General features: G+C 73.5%; 11 protein-coding genes. 3 read left to right on the forward strand and 8 right to left on the reverse strand.

Annotated features, from left to right (window positions below):
* Window positions 1-66 precede the first annotated feature (66 nt).
* Window positions 67-1,482 carry an NADH-ubiquinone oxidoreductase-F iron-sulfur binding region domain-containing protein gene (locus AB0M99_RS17790; RefSeq protein WP_365921342.1) on the reverse strand — a complete coding sequence of 472 codons (1,416 nt, stop codon included), beginning with the start codon at window positions 1,480-1,482 and terminating at the stop codon, window positions 67-69.
* A 29-nt stretch (window positions 1,483-1,511) separates the two neighbouring features.
* The gene (locus AB0M99_RS17795) at window positions 1,512-2,468 is read right to left on the reverse strand and encodes a hypothetical protein (RefSeq protein WP_365921344.1); all 957 of its coding nucleotides are present in this window, start codon (window positions 2,466-2,468) and stop codon (window positions 1,512-1,514) included.
* Between the two features lie 443 nt (window positions 2,469-2,911).
* Between AB0M99_RS17795 and AB0M99_RS17800 the strand changes: the two genes are divergently transcribed.
* Window positions 2,912-4,177: a helix-turn-helix domain-containing protein gene (locus AB0M99_RS17800; RefSeq protein WP_365921345.1), complete on the forward strand. Its 1,266-nt coding sequence runs from the start codon at window positions 2,912-2,914 to the stop codon at window positions 4,175-4,177.
* A 90-nt stretch (window positions 4,178-4,267) separates the two neighbouring features.
* On the opposite strand, the gene AB0M99_RS17805 is transcribed toward AB0M99_RS17800, so the two are convergent.
* From AB0M99_RS17805 to AB0M99_RS17815, 3 genes are all read right to left on the reverse strand, one after another.
* A complete protein-coding gene (locus AB0M99_RS17805) occupies window positions 4,268-5,086 on the reverse strand; it encodes a sigma-70 family RNA polymerase sigma factor (protein ID WP_365921347.1) in 819 nt (272 codons plus the stop codon).
* A 152-nt stretch (window positions 5,087-5,238) separates the two neighbouring features.
* Window positions 5,239-6,675 (reverse strand): DUF1996 domain-containing protein, encoded by a 1,437-nt coding sequence (locus AB0M99_RS17810; protein WP_365921349.1) that lies wholly within the window; start codon window positions 6,673-6,675, stop codon window positions 5,239-5,241.
* 9 nt (window positions 6,676-6,684) lie between these two features.
* Window positions 6,685-7,347: a DUF4142 domain-containing protein gene (locus AB0M99_RS17815; protein WP_365921351.1), complete on the reverse strand. Its 663-nt coding sequence runs from the start codon at window positions 7,345-7,347 to the stop codon at window positions 6,685-6,687.
* A 396-nt stretch (window positions 7,348-7,743) separates the two neighbouring features.
* Here AB0M99_RS17815 and AB0M99_RS17820 point away from each other — a divergent pair, with 396 nt between their 5' ends.
* Complete coding sequence (locus AB0M99_RS17820; RefSeq protein WP_365921511.1) at window positions 7,744-9,348, forward strand: alpha/beta hydrolase; 1,605 nt, start codon at window positions 7,744-7,746, stop codon at window positions 9,346-9,348.
* Window positions 9,349-9,482: 134 nt separating this feature from the next.
* Here the strand turns inward: AB0M99_RS17820 and AB0M99_RS17825 are convergent, their stop codons facing one another.
* Complete coding sequence (locus AB0M99_RS17825; protein WP_365921353.1) at window positions 9,483-9,896, reverse strand: PaaI family thioesterase; 414 nt, start codon at window positions 9,894-9,896, stop codon at window positions 9,483-9,485.
* A gap of 113 nt (window positions 9,897-10,009) precedes the next feature.
* Complete coding sequence (locus tag AB0M99_RS17830) at window positions 10,010-12,043, reverse strand: NADPH-dependent 2,4-dienoyl-CoA reductase (RefSeq protein ID WP_365921355.1); 2,034 nt, start codon at window positions 12,041-12,043, stop codon at window positions 10,010-10,012.
* 213 nt (window positions 12,044-12,256) lie between these two features.
* On the opposite strand from AB0M99_RS17830, the gene AB0M99_RS17835 reads away from it, so the two are divergent.
* Window positions 12,257-12,943: an alpha/beta fold hydrolase gene (locus tag AB0M99_RS17835; RefSeq protein ID WP_365921357.1), complete on the forward strand. Its 687-nt coding sequence runs from the start codon at window positions 12,257-12,259 to the stop codon at window positions 12,941-12,943.
* 72 nt (window positions 12,944-13,015) lie between these two features.
* Here the strand turns inward: AB0M99_RS17835 and AB0M99_RS17840 are convergent, their stop codons facing one another.
* Window positions 13,016-16,039, reverse strand: coding sequence for a glycoside hydrolase family 38 C-terminal domain-containing protein (locus AB0M99_RS17840; RefSeq protein ID WP_365921359.1), 3,024 nt, complete (start codon window positions 16,037-16,039; stop codon window positions 13,016-13,018).
* Window positions 16,040-16,048 lie beyond the last annotated feature (9 nt).

Genomic DNA, 16,048 nt, shown 5'->3' on the forward strand with positions numbered 1-16,048 from the left:
TCCAAGGAATTTGTCAGATCGCGCCAATCGGTGAACTCGCCCCGGCGGCAGCCGTTCACCGCCGGCTCATTCCTGAATGCGCAGGGCGAGGGCCGGGCAGCGCCGCACCGCCCGCAGGGCCTTGGGCCGCAGCCGTCCGGGCACCGGCATGACCCCCTGCGCGGGGTACCCGTCGGCGTCCAGCCGGACCACGTCGGGCAGCAGGTCCACGCACAGGCCGTGGCCCTTGCACAGCGTCCAGTCCACGACGAGCCGTTCGGGGTTCTCGTCCGCCGGCAGCGGCAGCGCCCCGAGGACGGGCCGCCCGCACCCGCTGCCCAGCGCGTGGTCGCGGAACTCGTCGGGGAAGACGGCCAGCGCGGACGCCACGAAGGACGAGGTGCCGTCGGGGTGGCTGCACGCGCCGCGCCCGCGTACGGCGCGCATCCGCGCCTCCACGGCTTCCAGCGCGGCTCTCCCCCCGCCGCCCGCGAGGTCCTCCACCGCACCGGCCAGCGACGGCAGTCCCCTGACGCACGGCCCGCACTGCCCGGCGGACTCGTCCGCCATCCAGCGGGCCACCCGGGCCACTTCCCCGGCCGGGCAGGTGTCCTCGGGCAGCGGCAGGACCGCCCCCGCCCCGAGAACCGCGTCGAAGGCGGCGAGGGAGGCCCGGGAGAGCGCCGCCGACCGCGCCGCGGCCGGCGTGAGCCACCGGCCGTGGTAGCCGCCGACCAGGACGCCCTGGCCGGGGGCCGATCCGCAGAGGTCGAGGACGTACGCGAGCGAGGTCCCGGTCGGCACCTCGACGACGGTGGAGCCGCCGACCGTCAGCAGGATCGTGCCCGGCTCGGTCGGCAGGCCGGCCGACCGGTAGCCCGCCTCGCCGAGCCGGGCAGCGACGGCGAGCTGGGCGTAGGTCTCGGTGTTGGACAGGAGGGTGGGCAGCGTGCCCAGTCCCCGTTCGCTGGTGCGCACCTTCTGCCCGGAGGGTCGCGCGGCGCCGCCCTCCAGCCCGTTGACGAGTGAGGTCCCCTCGCCCGTGACGAAGCGTTCGGGGAGTCTGACGACGCGGACCCGGCTGCCGACCGGGCCCCGCTCGGCGACGGCGGCGCGCAGCGACTGCTCCACGTCCTCGCGGGTCACTCCGACGACGATGTCCTCGGCGCCCAGCGCGGCGGCGGCCAGCAGGGCGCCGTCGAGCACGAGGTGCGGCACGTGCAGCAGCAGTGCGGTGTCCTTGAGGCAACTGGGTTCTCCCTCGCTGCCGTTGACGACGACCGCGGTACGCCCCTCCCGCGCCCGGGCCGAGCGGGTGACGGCCCGGAGTTTGCGGGCGAACGGGAAGCCCGCCCCGCCGCGCCCCCTCAGGTCGATGCCTTCGGCGAGTTCTACGAGGGCGTCGCTCGGGTACGGGGGCAGCGCGCCGTGCACGGTCAGGTGGCCGACCCGGTCGAGGCGGGCGGCCGTGTCGAGCCCGGCCAGCAGCCTGGGCTGCCCCACGCATCCGAGGGCCGGGCTCGTCACCCCGGTCATCGCCGCCCCCGGCCGGCCGGGGAGGGCAGGACGAGGGGCTGTTCAAGGGTCTGTTCGCCGGGCGGCTGGTCCAGTTGGCGTGCGAGCCGCGCCGTCAGCAGCGCCGTCGGCTGTTGCAGGGGCTGGCGTACGAAGGGCTGCGGGGGCCGCGCCGGCGGCTCCGGGGCCGTCTTGGGGGCGGTGGCCGGGGCCGGGGCCGCGGGCCGGGCGGGCGCCGAGCGCATCCGCGCCCGCAGCCGCAGGGTGAGTACTGCGGCCACGCCGACCAGACAGAGGGCGTACGCGACGGTCACCCAACCGCTCGCGGCGCGGCCGGACTTGAGCCCGTGGACGAGCGAGGCGCCCCAGGCCGGGTACGCGCCCATGTGCAGGGCGCGCCACCACACCGACCGGCCCTTGGTGGCGAAGGCGCTGCGGACGGCGCCGGAGACCGCCACGGCGACGAAGAGGTATCCGGCGAGGGTGCCGAGTCCGATGAGGAAGGGCCGGTCCCGGTCCGCGAAGGGCACGACGGCGGCGGCGACTCCGGTCTGCGCCTCGGCGACCTTGACCCAGACGTGCAGGGCGAGGAAGCCCAACCCGGAGACGGCGAGGGCCCGGTGGGCCCCCTGGGCGACGATCCGGTGCCCGGAGGTGAGCAGCGTACGGTCCGTGGCGGCCAGGCCCCACAGGACGGCGGAGGTGAGCGAGACGAGCGAGAGCACGCCCGCCCCGTAGTCGAGGAAGTCCCACAGGTGCGTCAGGGCTCCTGCCCGGGCCGCCACGAAGAGGGAGACGAGGGCGGCGAGGGCGCCCACGACCAGGGAGGCCGGGTTCGGTCCGCCGCCGGCGGACAGCAGGGGCGGGCGCCGTACGGCCCGCCGCCCGACGGCCGCGGCGGTGGCCGCGCCGGCATGCCGTCTGGTGCGCCGGGCCCGATGAGAGCGGGGCATACGGGTCTGGGGCAGGGGCATCGAGTTCTCCCATACGCCCGGGCCCGAGCGCTCCACCTCGCACTCGGCGCCCGGGGCAGTCGTCGGAACTGCTCCGCAGCGGGCGGGAGATGGATGCCTCGCCGACCGGGGAGCGGGGGCCGGAGTGCAGAAGCATCGTGGACCTTCGCAACGCCTCCACAGTATTTATCGAATCGTGACAAGTTCTGGTGGCCACGGCATCATCACGTCGAACACCCCCGGAAGATTCCCTTCCAACGGTGCGGTGGCGACCGGGTCCAGGCCCTGTCGGCCGCCACACCTCCCCGACGGCAAATTCGAGGCAAAGTCGCGGGACTGCAAGTGGACGGCACTCTCCTGGAGGGAGTACGAGGTGCTCAACTCACCTGTCGGCACCGGCCGGCGGGGAGGGTGGCGGTCTCGGCAGGCTGGTCACCCTTCCACGGGGCGGGCCGTACCCCGGCATGAACGAGGTAACAATGTGCGAACTTCTGAACCGCATCTGGTCCCGCCCGCGGGGCGAGTGGACCCGGGTCCTGCGAAGGGAGCTGCCCGCGCTGGCCGCCGGGATAGTGGACGAACTCCGGGAGGGGATCCCCGGATTCGCCGAGCTGATCGAGGACGTCGGCGAGGACGTGGTCAGACAGCGGGTCGAGGCGGGACTGCTCACCTCCCTGGGCTACCGCGAACCGGCGGACCGCGGCCGTCGGGCCGACCCGCAGCACGGCCTGGCCGAGGACTGCGGCCTGGGCGGCGACCGCGGCCCGGGCGAGGACGGGGACCTGGTCAGGGACGGGGACCTGGTCGGGGACGGAGCCCTCGGGGAGGAACACGCCCGGGAGCCGGACTCGGCCCTGGATCACCGGGAGCGCCACAGGGTGCGCGCGCTGCCCCCCTTGACCGTCGTCCCCCCGCAGGGCCTGGGGCCGGGGCCCGAGCGCGCCCGACGCGAGCTCTTCGCCGCCCTTACGGGTGACATGGCCATGTCTGACATTGCCCTTGCGGAACTCGCCACGGCGGCCGGCTGGCCCCTCCCCTCGGCAGTACGGGCCATCGCCCTCGCCACCCCCGGCGAGGCCCAGCAGCTGGCGGCCGCCCTGGACGACGGCCTCGTCGGCATGGTCGGCGGCCAGCCCTGCCTGCTCGTCCCGGACCAGGACCCGGAGGCCCGTACCGCTCTGGAGGCCGCGCTGCGCGGCCGGTCCGCCGCCGTCGGCCACACGGTCGCCCTCCGCGACACCGCCTCCTCACTGCGCTGGGCACTGCGGCTGCTGTCCCTCACCCCCACCCGGGCCGGCCTGGACGCCCGGGCCGTCTTCGTCGACGACCACCTCTCGACGCTGTTGCTGCTCCAGGACGAGCCCCTGGCGCACGCGCTGGCGGCACGCTGGCTGCGGCCGCTCGCGGACCTGACCCCGCGCCAGAGCGAACGGCTCGAAGTGACGCTCCTCGCCTGGCTGGAGGGCGGTGGCGCGCCCGAGGCGGCCAAGGCCCTGAGCGTGCACCCGCAGACGGTGCGCTACCGCATGCGGCAGCTGGAGAAGCTCTTCGGGCCCGGGCTGCGCGATCCCCGGACGCGCTTCGAGCTGGAGATGGCCCTGCGCAGCCGCCGCCTCATGGCGCAGGTACGGCGCCAGAACTCCCGGGTGAGCCGCCGGCCGCGCCCGGTGACGACGGACTTCCGGCCGCAGCTGGGCATGGGGCGCATGGCCCGCGTCAACGGCCTCTAGGCCCGCCCGCCAGGAACCGGCGAGTCCCCCACCGGGCGGTCCCCGGCCCCCGCCCCAGCGGCGCGGGGGGCCGGGGACCGCCCGTCCTCGCTACGGGCCGACGAGTACGGCCGAAGCGCCCGCGCGCAGCGCGGCGTTGAGGTCGAGCAGCTCGGCGTACGCCCGGGAGCAGGACCGGCACGCGGCCAGGTGGCGGCTGAGCCCCCGCCCGCGCGGCGCCCCGCGGCGCCGGACGGCCGCCCCGAGTACGGAGCTGTAGTGGCGGCAGCGGTCATCGGCCGCGGTGTCGAGGTGGGCGTTCAGGTAGGCCTCGCGCAGCCCCTCGCGCGCGCGGAAGGCCAGCGAGGTCACCGCGCTCGGGGTGATGCCCAGCAGCAGCGCGACGGGATGCCGGCAGTCGTCCTCGACGAGGGTGTGCCACAGGACGGCCTTCCAGCGCTCGGGCAGGGTGTGGAAGGAGCGTGCGACGAGCCGGCGGTCCTCGCTGTCGAGCAGCTCGCGCTGCGGATCCCCGTCGGAGGGGGCCGGCCGGCACCAGGATTCCACGTCGGGCGTCAGCACGGTCCGCCCGTCGCCGGCCCGCCACTCGATCGCCGTGTGGCGGACCACCGCCAGGAGGTACGGGCGCCAGTGCTCGCGGGGCCCGGCGCCGGACCGGACGGCCTGGAGGGTACGGATGAAGGCCTCCGAGACCAGGTCCTCGGCGTCCTGCGGTGCGCGGCAGCAGGCCCGCGCGCAGGCGAGGGCGGCGGCGCTGTGGCGCCGGTACAGGAGGTCGCAGACGCCGGGGTCCGCCGCGCCGGACGCGTAGGACCGCCTCAGGCGCAGGATGAGGTCCCGGTCGCCGGGCGGGGTCTCGTACCCGCCCTCGCGTCCCGGAGCGGCCTTGGTGTGACGAGAGCCGGACATGACACTCCTCATGTGTTCCAGGGCCCGCGGGCCCCTTCGGGCGACGGCAAGGTGCGGTGCCGGTCCGAAGTCGGCTTCGGACCGGCACCGCTCTCTCGGGGCGACGCGGGAGGGGGAAGGGGAGGTCGCGCCGGCCCCGGGCTCCGGCGGGTCTAGCGGCAGGCGCGCCCGCCGTTGATGCAGCGCACCGCGTTGGACATCAGGCCGTCCGACATGACGTTGATGAAGTCGCCGTGGTCGGTGACCGGTTTGTGGAGCTGCTCGGGGAAGCTGTCCACGGCGAACCGCGCGCCGGGGCTCACCCCGTAGGTGATCCGCTGCACCAGCTGCGGGATGGCCTTGAAGCCCTTCGGGCAGGATCCGTCGCGGCCCGCGAAGGCCACGTGGGTGCGGTGGTTGGCGCTGTCGGCGTTCTTGCCGTCCCAGCAGCTCTGGAAGTTGAAGGTGCGCACGACGTCGCTGCCCTTGGGGCAGATCGGGTACTTGTCCTTCAGCTGGCGGTTCTCGAAGCCGGTGCAGCTCCAGGAGGCGTTGGCGTTGGCCGTGCCGTTGGTGAGCGCCTTCGCGTCGCCGGTGATGATCCGCAGGAACCGGGGCATGGCTGCGACCCGGCTGACCGCGCTCCCCTTGAACTCGATCGTCACCTGCTTCGGGCGCAGGATCGTGCCGACGTTCGCGTCCTGGCCGCCGCCCGGCGCCTTGGCGTCCGCTTCCGCCCGGCCGTCGCGCAGGCGCAGTACGGGCCAGTAGTAGGTGGACTGGTCGCCGTTGGTGCAGGTGGTGCCGGCGGCGGCGAGGCTGTTGTTGGTGGAGAAGGCGTCCGTGGCCTTGTTGCCGACGTAGTCGTGCATGTGGTGGGCGCCGTTGCTGACACCGGGCGCGACGATAACGTTGTCGGGGTTGAGGTGGCGGTTCTCGTTGCGGCCGCACTGCACGGCGAAGGATCCGGTGGAGGCGCCCGCCCGGCGGGCCGGGGTGCGCACGTTGGGTTTGACGGTTCCGATGGCGACGAAGTCGCTGCGGGCCGGGCCGCCGGCCTTGCTGCCGGTGCCGCCGCCCTTGGCGGCGAAGCCCTGCGCGTCGCTCTGGGCCCCGTTCTGGGCCCCGCTCTGGGGCTGGTCCTGGGCCTCGTCCGGGGCCGCCGGCTCGTCGGCCGGGTCGGCGGCCGGGGCCTGCTGCATCGTGCAGGCGCTGAGCTCCTCCAGTCCTTCCGGGCGGGCGGCCGACTTCCCGATCGCGTCGGACACCCCGGATATCGTCGTCGTCCGCTGCTCCTTCAACTCGCCGAGCAGGACTTCGCCCCGGGCCTTGCCCGAGGCGAGCTTGCCGTACGCGTCGGCGACCTGGCTGTCCAGCTCGGCGAGGTTCTCGTCGACCTCGGCGCGGGCCTGGTCGGGGACCTCGCGGAGCCGGTCGCCCACGTCGGGGCAGTCGATGGTCGCGGTCACCGGCGCCCGGCGGGAGTCCTGGCCCGCGGAGGCGCCCTGCGCGACGATCACCACTCCGCCGCCGCCCAGGACCAGGGCGGACACCACGGCGAGGGCCTTGTGTGACGGTCGGAGGCGGCGTTTGTGGCCCTTTTGACTCATGCGATCACTTCACTTCGTCGGTCGGGAAACGGTGGAGGGTGCCGGCGAGGCGTCGGCGAGGCCGTCGAAGTCGACGAGCCCGCTGTCCTCCAGGACGGTGATGTGGTCCAGGACCGTGGCGTTGGCGTCGGTGGCCAGGGCCCGGACCATGGAGTTGCGCGTCTGCGCGCGCACTTGGGCCACGAGCGCGAAGACCTTGCCGTGTGCGCGGCGCAGCAGCTGGATGAAGAGCCGTTCGTACTGGGCGCCCTGGGCCCGGTCGAGCTGGTCGAGCCAGCCCTGCTGCTGGGCGGTGGGCTGGTTGGGCAGGTCGACGCCGAGGGCCTGGCCCACTTCGATGACCCGTCGGTCCAGTTCGGCGTGCCCCTCGACGAGGTGCATCCCTGCGGTGCGGACCGATGGGCGCGTACCGCGCTGCTGGGCCTGTCGGCCCGCGGGCAGCTCCCACAGCCCGGCGAGCCGCACCTTGCGGACGAAGTCCCGGTCCTGGGGGGTGAGCGGGCCGAAGGCCGTGCTCAGGACCCCGGCACCGTCGTCGTCGCCGACCGGGGTGGCGGCGGCCGCGGACCGGCCGCCGAACTTCTGCACGGGTATCAGCAACGCGATCAGCGTGAAGGCGAGGGCTCCGATGACGATGCCCGTGCCCATCACGTACCGCGAAGCGAGCGACATGCCTCCGACGGTCGACCGGCGGAATGACAGCACTGTGCCTCCTTGCTACGGGGGCCGGGAGGGCCGCGGGGCCGCAGACTCCGGTGATCGCGCCGTCCGCACCCGCACTCCCGGGTGCCAAGGGACGCTAGTGCCAGTTGTGGTACCGGTGTTGAAGGACCATCACGATTGGACAAACATCCGGGCAACCCCTCGAAGGGCTGGTACGGTGCGCGGCCCGACGGGTCGGCTCCCTCAGTGGGGCCGAACTTCCCGGGCGTGTCGGCCAGTTGTCCGGATTTGAGCTCCTTCGTGAGGAGCACACGGCCTGACCCTTCGGGATGATTCGCCCAGGGCTCCGGTGTAACAGGGTTGGCGGGGAACCGACTTCACGGAAAGGAACGGCTCCCCTTGCGCATGAAACGCTTCGCACCGCTGATCGCCGCTGCCGGCGCCATCGCGATGTCCCTCCCCTTGCTGTCCGCGGCTCCGGCGTCCGCCGCCCCCGCCCCGGACCACTCCCCCCAGAAGCCGGCCTGGGCCCGCTGCAGCCCCGAACAGCCGGCCTCGTACGAGTGCGCGACCATCAAGGTGCCGCTCGACTACCGGCGCCCCGAGGGACGCAAGCTCGACATCGCGATATCCCGGATCAAGAGCGAGAACCCGGCCAAGCGGCACGGGGTCATGCTGCTCAATCCGGGCGGGCCGGGCGGTTCGGGTCTCGACCTCCCGCTGATGATGAACGAGGCGATGCCCAAGGACGTACGGGACCAGTACGACCTCATCGGCTTCGACCCCCGCGGGGTCGGTGCGAGCAGTCCCGTCACCTGCGGTCTGAGCGACGCCGAGCAGGCCTTCGACCGCCCGTACCGGCCGGAGACCTTCCCCTCGGACGTGGCCTGGGCCCGCACGGTCGCGGAGAAGTGCCGGGAGAAGTCCGGCTCGGTCCTCCCGTACATCACCACCCGCAACACGGCGCGCGACATGGACTCGATCCGTGCGGCCCTGGGCGAGCGGAAGATCTCGTACGTGGGCTACTCGTACGGGACGTACCTCGGCGCGGTGTACACGCAGCTCTTCCCGAACCGTACCGACCGCTTCGTCCTCGACAGCGGCGTCGACCCCGACCGGGTCTGGCGCGGCATGATCCAGGTGTGGGCGACGGAGGCCGAGCCGGCCTTCGCGCGGTGGACGCAGTGGACGGCCGAGCGCGCGGGCGAGTACCAGCTCGGCGACACTCCGAAGGCGGTGTCCGACACCTTCTGGGCGCTCGTGGCGCGCGCCGACAAGGACCCGATCGTCCTCGACGGGCAGAAGATCACGGGCGACGACATCCGGACCGCGCGGGCGCTGTTCTTCTATCCCGCGCAGGCCGCGCCCGTCATCAAGCTGCTCAAGGACGCGGCCGACGGCAAGCCGACGGCATCCGCCCTGCCGGACCTGAAGCAGTTCTCGCAGTCCGCCCGCGTCGCGGGAGCCGCCAGGTCCACGAAGGCGGCGTCGGCGTTCGCCGCCGACCCGGCCCCGGACAACGGCACCGCCGCCTTCTGGTCCGTGCTGTGCGGGGACACGGGCGCCTGGCCCAGGTACGCCGAGCAGTACGAGCGGGACGCCGTCAAGGACAAGGCCAAGTACCCGCTGTACGGGGACTTCGCCTCCAACATCAAGCCCTGCGCCTTCTGGGACCGGCCGGTCGAGTCGGCGACGCCGATGCGGACGAAGGCCGGCGTGCTGACCGTGCAGAACGAGTGGGACTCGCAGACCCCGCTGGTCAGCGGCCAGGACATGCACCGCGCGCTCAAGGGCTCGCGGATGGTGCTGGCCATGGGTGGCGAGGGCCACGGCGTGTACCTGGCCGACGCCACTTCCTGCGCCAACGCCCCGGTCAACTCGTACCTCACGACGGGCCGGCTGCCGGAGCGGGACATCACCTGCCAGACCCCGCCGGCCGGCTCGGAGCGCCGCGCTCCCCTGACCTCGCCGGTGCCGCAGCGCTTCCCGGTCGGGGCGTCGCGCTTCTGACCCGGTAGGGCCCGCGACACCCGCGGGCCAGGACGCCTCCGCTTCTACGCCCGCCTCGACCCGGCGGCCGGAGGCGGGGGCGTCCTCGTCCTCGCGTGCCGCGGCGCGCCGGGTGCGGAGCCCGGCGGCCGCGCTCAGCCGAGCAGGGCGTAGACCGTGGAGGCCTTGGCGGCGGGCTCCCGCTCGCCCTCGGGGGTCATGGTGACGTCCGCGAAGGCCATCCGCTTGCCCAGCTTGGTGACGCGTACGTCGATCAGCACGTCGGCGCCGACCACGGGCCGCTGGAAGCTGGTGGACTGCTGCACGGTGGTCATCGGCCCGTACCCGCCGCGCGCGGCGGAGATCGCGATGACGGTGGCGGTGTCGGCGGCGGCCATCAGCGCCTGGCCGGACAGGCCGCCGCCGTCCCGGGCCAGTTCGTCGGACCACGGCAGCCGCAGCACGGCGTGCCGTTCGCCGGTCTCCCGGACGGTCAGGCCGAGGGCGAGCACCCAGGGGGCGAAGTTCTCGCCGAGGATCAGTTCTGCGTCTGCCGGTGTCAGGGTCACCCGCCGATTGTGGCGGCCCGGACCGGACCGCCACAACACCTTCGGGCGGGCCGGTGGAGGGCTCGTGGCTCGTCGCTCGTCGCTCGTCGAACCCTCCCCCGGCTCCTGGCGGGTCAGAGGCCGGCGGCCAGCTCCGTGCCCTGTCGGATGGCCCGCTTGGCGTCCAGTTCCGCGGCCACGTCGGCGCCGCCGATCAGGTGCGGCTCCAGACCCGCGGCGCGCAGCGCCTCGTACAGGTCGCGGCGCGGCTCCTGGCCGGTGCACAGCACCACCGTGTCGGCGGGCACCAGGCGCTGTTCGCCGTCCACCGTGATGTGCAGGCCCTCGTCGTCGATGCGGTCGTACGTCGCTCCTGCGACCGAGACGACACCGCGGTGCTTGAGCTCCGCCCGGTGGATCCAGCCCGTGGTGGTGCCCAGGCCGGCGCCGACCTTGGTGGCCTTGCGCTGGAGCAGGTGGACCTGGCGCGGGGGCGCGGGCCGCTCCGGGGCGGCGAGACCGCCGGGGCCGGTGTACGAGGTGTCGACGCCCCAGTGGCGGAAGTAGACCTCGGGGTCCTGGGAGGCGCCCTCGCCGCTGTCGGTGAGGTACTCCGCGACGTCGAAGCCGATGCCGCCGGCGCCGACGACGGCGACGCGCCGGCCGACGGGGGCGCCGTCGCGCAGCACGTCGAGGTAGCTGACCACGTTCGGGTGGTCCACGCCCTCGATGTCGGGGGTGCGGGGGGTGACTCCGGTGGCGACGACGACCTCGTCGTAGCCGCGCAGGGCCTCCACGTCGGCGCGGGTGTTCAGGCGGACCTCGACACCGCGTTCGACGAGCTGGTTGCCGTAGTAGCGGATGGTCTCCTCGAACTCCTCCTTGCCGGGGATGCGGCGGGCGATGTCGAGCTGTCCGCCGATGTGGCCGGAGGCCTCGTAGAGGGTGACGGCGTGGCCGCGCTCGGCGGCGGAGACGGCGCAGGAGAGTCCGGCCGGGCCGGCCCCGACGACGGCGACGCGCTTCTTCAGCTTCGTCGCGGACAGGTTGAGTTCGGTCTCGTGGCAGGCGCGCGGATTGACCAGGCAGGTGGTGATCTTGCCGCTGAAGGTGTGGTCGAGGCAGGCCTGGTTGCAGCCGATGCAGGTGTTGATGGCCTCGGGACGGCCTTCGGCGGCCTTGGCGACGAAGTCGGCGTCGGCGAGGAAGGGGCGGGCCAGCGACACCAGGTCGGCGCGCCCGTCGGCGAGCAGCTCCTCGGCGATCTCCGGGGTGTTGATGCGGTTGCTGGTGACGAGGGGGACGGAGACCGCGCCCATCAGCCGCTTGGTGACCCAGGTGTAGGCGCCGCGCGGGACGGAGGTGGCGATGGTGGGGATGCGGGCCTCGTGCCAGCCGATGCCGGTGTTGATGATGGTGGCGCCGGCCGCCTCGATCTCCTTGGCGAGGTGGACGACCTCGTCGAGGGTGGATCCGCCGGGGATCAGGTCGAGCATCGAGAGGCGGTAGATGAGGATGAAGTCCTCGCCGACGGCCGCGCGGGTGCGCCGGACGATCTCCAGCGGGAAGCGCACGCGGTTCTCGTACGCCCCGCCCCAGCGGTCGGTGCGCTTGTTGGTCGCGGCGGCGATGAACTCGTTGATCAGGTAGCCCTCGGAGCCCATGATCTCGACGCCGTCGTAGCCGGCGAGCTTGGCGAGGCGGGCGGCGCGGACGAAGTCCTCGACGGTGCGCTCGACCTCGATGTCGGTGAGCTCGTTCGGGACGAAGGGGCTGATGGGGGCCTGCAGCGCGCTGGGGGCGACCAGGTCCTTGTGGTAGGCGTAGCGGCCGAAGTGGAGGATCTGCATGGCGATCTTCCCACCCTCGGCGTGCACGGCCTCGGTGATCACCCGGTGCTCGGCGGCCTCGTCCTCGGTGGTCAGGCGCGAACCGCCCTCGAAGGGCCGGCCCGCGTCGTTCGGGGCTATGCCGCCGGTGACGATGAGGCCCGCGCCGCCGCGGGCGCGCTCGGCGTAGAAGGCGGCGAGGCGCTCGAAGCCGCCCTCGTGCTCTTCGAGGCCGGTGTGCATCGAGCCCATGATCACGCGGTTCGGCAGGGTGGTGAAGCCGAGGTCCAGGGGGCTCAGCAGGTGCGGGTACCGGCTCTGGGAACTCTGCGGGCTCATGGGGGCATGCCTCTCGCGCGGGGGTGATGAACCTGTTCTAGCGAGCCCGCGCCGGTTTTGCAACTAGGTGCAAAACCGGGTTCGGCCGGTCCCCGGCCGCATTTCCCGGGACCACGGGCCCGGCGGGCCGGGACCTGTGGCGGAGTTCACGCCCCCCGTCCCGCGCACCGGGCGCCTCCACGGCCCGGTGCGGCTCCCCGTAGCGTCTGCCGGATGACCGCACACCACACCCTGACGACGTCGAACGGCATCCGGCTGGCCTACCGGGTCGCCGGCCCCGAGGACGGCGAGCCGCTGCTCCTGCTGCCCGCGCTGGGCGAAACCGCCGGGCACTGGGCCCCCGTACGGGACGGACTCGCCCGGGAGCACCGGGTGTACGCGCTGGACCTGCGCGGCCACGGCGGGAGCGAGCGGACCGCGGAGTACTCGCTCACCCTCATGCGGGACGACGTCCTCGGCTTCCTCGACGCCCTCGGCCTCGACCGGGTGGACCTGATCGGGCACTCCATGGGCGGGGTCGTCGCGCACCTGGTCGCGCAGCGGCAGCCGCACCGCATCGCCCGCCTGGTCCTGGAGGACGTACCGGCCCCCCTCCCCCGCGAACCCCACCCCCCGGTCCGCCCCGAGGGCGACCTGGACTTCGACTGGGCGATGGTGCTCGCGGTCCGCCCCGAGCTGGACCGCCCCGACCCCTCCTGGCTCGCGGGACTCGCCCGCATCACGGCCCCGACCCTGGTCGTGGCGGGCGGCCCCACCAGCCACGTCCCGCAGGACGGCCTCGCCGAACTGGCCCGCCGCATCCCGGGCGCCCGCACCCTGACCATCCCGGCCGGCCACCTGGTCCACGCGGCCGCCCCGACGGAGTTCCTCGCCGCCGTACTCCCCTTCCTCAAGTCATGACCCCGGGCCGCGACCTCGCCCGGCCCCGGCTCCCGGGCGGGGGCCGGAGCCGGGCGCGGGCGCGGGAAGGGGTCAGGCGCGGTGGAGGCGGAGGGTGAGGATCTGGAAGGGGCGCAGGGTGAGGGCGATGGTGCCGTCCGGGGTGGGCGGGGCTGCCGCCGAGCGGGGCAGGGGGCGCTCCAGGAGGTCGCTCTCGATCACCGCCGAGACCGGGAAGCCCGCCGCCAGGGTGGCGTTCGCACGGCCGCCGCGGGACTCGTAGAGGCGGACGATCACGTCGCCGCTGCGGTCCTCGGCCAGCTTCACCGCCTCTACCACCACCGCGTCCTCGTCCACCGAGACCAGCGGGGCGACCGGGCCCGCGCCCGTCAGGCCCCGTTCGGGCAGGTTCAGCGCGTGGCCCTCGCGGACCGCGTCGCCGATGTCCGCGCCCGGGGCGAGCGAGAAGCGCAGGGTGTGGGCGCCCTGGTCGGTCTCCGGGTCGGGGTAGCGCGGGGCCCGCAGGAGCGACAGCCGTACCGTCGTGGTCTGGCCGCCGTCCGGCCGCACGTCCCGGGTGACGTCGTACCCGTACGTGGAGTCGTTGAGCAGGGCCACGCCCCAGCCGGGCTCCTCCGCGTGGATCCAGCGATGGGCGCAGATCTCGAACTTGGCCGCCTCCCACGAGGTGTTGGTGTGGGTGGCCCGGTACACGTGCCCGAACTGCGTCTCGGACGCGGTCCGTTCGGCCTTCACGTCCAAGGGGAAGGCCGCCTTGAGGAACTTCTCCGTCTCCCGCCAGTCCACGTCCGTGACGATGTCCACCGTCTTGGCCCCGGCCCGCAGGGTGATCGCCTGCGACACCGCGGAGGAGCCGAAGGACCGGGTCACCCGGACCGTGGCGGACGACGGATCGGCCTCCGTCACCTCCAGCGAGTCCGCCTCGGCCAGGTCGGTGACCTTGTTGCGGTAGAAGGCGTCGACGTCCCACGCGTCCCACATGTTCGGGAAGTCGGGGTGGATCTGGAGGAGGTTGGCCGCCGCCCCCGGCGCGACCGACTCCCGGCGGCCTTCGAGGTCGTAGGCGGAGACGATCAGGCCCCGCCCGTCGATCTCCACCACCAGCCGCCCGTTGGCGAGTACGTGTCCGCCGCCGTGCCGCTCCTCGACGGTGACGGGCTGACCGGCCGCGTCCGGCCGTCCCGCGCCGCCGGCCGGGACACCGCGCCGGGTGTGCGGGGCGCCGTTGAAGACCAGCTGCTCCTCGCCCTCCCCCGCCAGCGCGAGCTGCGCGGCCAGGACGATCCCGAGCAGTTCCGCCCGTACCGATGCGTAGGTCGCGCGCGCCTCCCGGTGCACCCAGGCGATGGAGGAACCCGGCAGGATGTCGTGGAACTGGTGCAGGAGCACGGTCTTCCAGATCCGCTCCAGGTCCTCGTACGGGTACGCGTACCCCGGCACCCGCACCGCGGCCGTCGCCGCCCAGAGCTCGGCCTCGCGCAGCAGCGACTCGCTGTGCCGGTTGCCCTGCTTGGTCTTGGCCTGGGAGGTGTACGTGCCGCGGTGCAGCTCCAGGTACAGCTCCCCGGCCCAGACGGGCGCGTCCCCGTACTCCGCGCGGGCCTTCTCGAAGAAGGCGTCGGGGCGCTCGATCTCGATGCGCGGGGAGCCTTCGAGGTTCCGCTGCCGCTTCGCGCGGGCGAGCTGCTCGCGGGTGGGGCCGCCGCCGCCGTCGCCCCAGCCGAAGGGGACCAGGGAGCGTGAACCACGGCCCTTCTCCTGGTAGTTGTGGGCCGCGTGCGCCATCTGGGCGCCGCCGAGGTCGGAGTTGTAGGTGTCGACGGGCGGGAAGTGCGTGAAGACACGGGTGCCGTCGATGCCCTCCCACCAGAAGGTGTGGTGCGGGAACTTGTTGACCTGGGACCAGCAGATCTTCTGGGTCAGGAACCACGTGGACCCGGACAGCTTCACGATCTGCGGCATCGCCGCGGTGTAGCCGAAGGAGTCGGGCAGCCAGACGTTCTTCGTCTCGATGCCGAACTCGTCGAGGAAGAACTTCTTGCCGTAGAGGAACTGGCGGACCATCGCCTCGCCGCCGACCATGTTGGTGTCCGACTCCACCCACATTCCGCCGACCGGCACGAACTGCCCGTCGGCGACCTTCTTCTTCACCCGCTCGAAGAGCTCGGGCCGGTGGGTCTTGATCCAGTCGAGCTGCTGTGCCTGCGACATGGCGAACACGAACTCGGGGTGCTCGTCCATCAGGGCGACCATGTTCGATGCGGTACGGGCGACCTTGCGCACGGTCTCGCGCAGCGGCCACAGCCAGGCGGAGTCGATGTGCGCGTGGCCGACGGCGCTGATCCGGTGTGCGGAGGCGTTGGCCGGGGCGGCGAGCACCCCCGCGAGCCGCGCGCGGGCGGCGGCGGCCGTGCCGGGGACGTCGCCGAGGTCCACCTCGTCCAGCGCGGAGTCGATGGCGCGCAGGATCCCGTACCGGCGGGCGTCGCCCTCCGCGAGCTGCGTCATCAGCTCGTAGAGGACTTCGAGGTCCTGTACGAGCTCCCACACCTCGGTCTCGAAGACGGCCAGGTCCATGCGGGCGATCCGGTACAGGGGCTGGTCGCCGCACGTCCGGCTGTCGCCCTCGTACGTGGCGCTGTGGTCGACCAGCACCGGGTTGGAAGCGGCCTCCACGTACCACTCGATCCGTTCGCCGCCCGCCGCGGACTCGGCGACGCGCACCCAGTCGTTGTACGGGTTGAGCGCCTTGATCTCCCCGCCGTCGGCCCGGTGGACCAGGCCCTCGCACTGGAAGCCGGGCATCATCCGGTCGAAGCCGAGGTCGAGTACGGCCTCGACCGTACGGCCCGCCCAGGCGGCCGGGACGGTGCCGGTGACCCGGAACCAGGTGGTGCCCCAGGCCGGGCCCCAGGCGTCGCCGATCGCGCAGGGCCCGTACGGGGCGGCCAGGCCTTCGGCGACGGGGACGGGCTCGCCCGGGGCCTCCCAGCGCTCGACGGCCAGCGGGACCGAGCGGGAGCGGACGGCGGGCTTGATGCGCTCCTTGAGGACCCGGCGGAGGCGGTGTTCGGTGATGCTGCGGTCGTCGTGCATGACGGCTGC

The sequence above is a fragment of the Streptomyces sp. NPDC051183 genome (genome assembly GCF_040682455.1).
Taxonomy (GTDB): Bacteria; Actinomycetota; Actinomycetes; order Streptomycetales; family Streptomycetaceae; genus Streptomyces.

Bases quoted from the DNA above. Each gene is read 5' to 3' on its own strand.
- AB0M99_RS17795 (WP_365921344.1), bottom strand. From the start codon at position 2,468: ATGCCCCTGCCCCAGACCCGTATGCCCCGCTCTCATCGGGCCCGGCGC.
- AB0M99_RS17800 (WP_365921345.1), top strand. From the start codon at position 2,912: ATGAACGAGGTAACAATGTGCGAACTTCTGAACCGCATCTGGTCCCGC.
- AB0M99_RS17805 (WP_365921347.1), bottom strand. From the start codon at position 5,086: ATGTCCGGCTCTCGTCACACCAAGGCCGCTCCGGGACGCGAGGGCGGG.
- AB0M99_RS17810 (WP_365921349.1), bottom strand. From the start codon at position 6,675: ATGAGTCAAAAGGGCCACAAACGCCGCCTCCGACCGTCACACAAGGCC.
- AB0M99_RS17815 (WP_365921351.1), bottom strand. From the start codon at position 7,347: ATGTCGCTCGCTTCGCGGTACGTGATGGGCACGGGCATCGTCATCGGA.
- AB0M99_RS17820 (WP_365921511.1), top strand. From the start codon at position 7,744: ATGAAACGCTTCGCACCGCTGATCGCCGCTGCCGGCGCCATCGCGATG.
- AB0M99_RS17830 (WP_365921355.1), bottom strand. From the start codon at position 12,043: ATGAGCCCGCAGAGTTCCCAGAGCCGGTACCCGCACCTGCTGAGCCCC.
- AB0M99_RS17835 (WP_365921357.1), top strand. From the start codon at position 12,257: ATGACCGCACACCACACCCTGACGACGTCGAACGGCATCCGGCTGGCC.
- AB0M99_RS17840 (WP_365921359.1), bottom strand. From the start codon at position 16,039: ATGCACGACGACCGCAGCATCACCGAACACCGCCTCCGCCGGGTCCTC.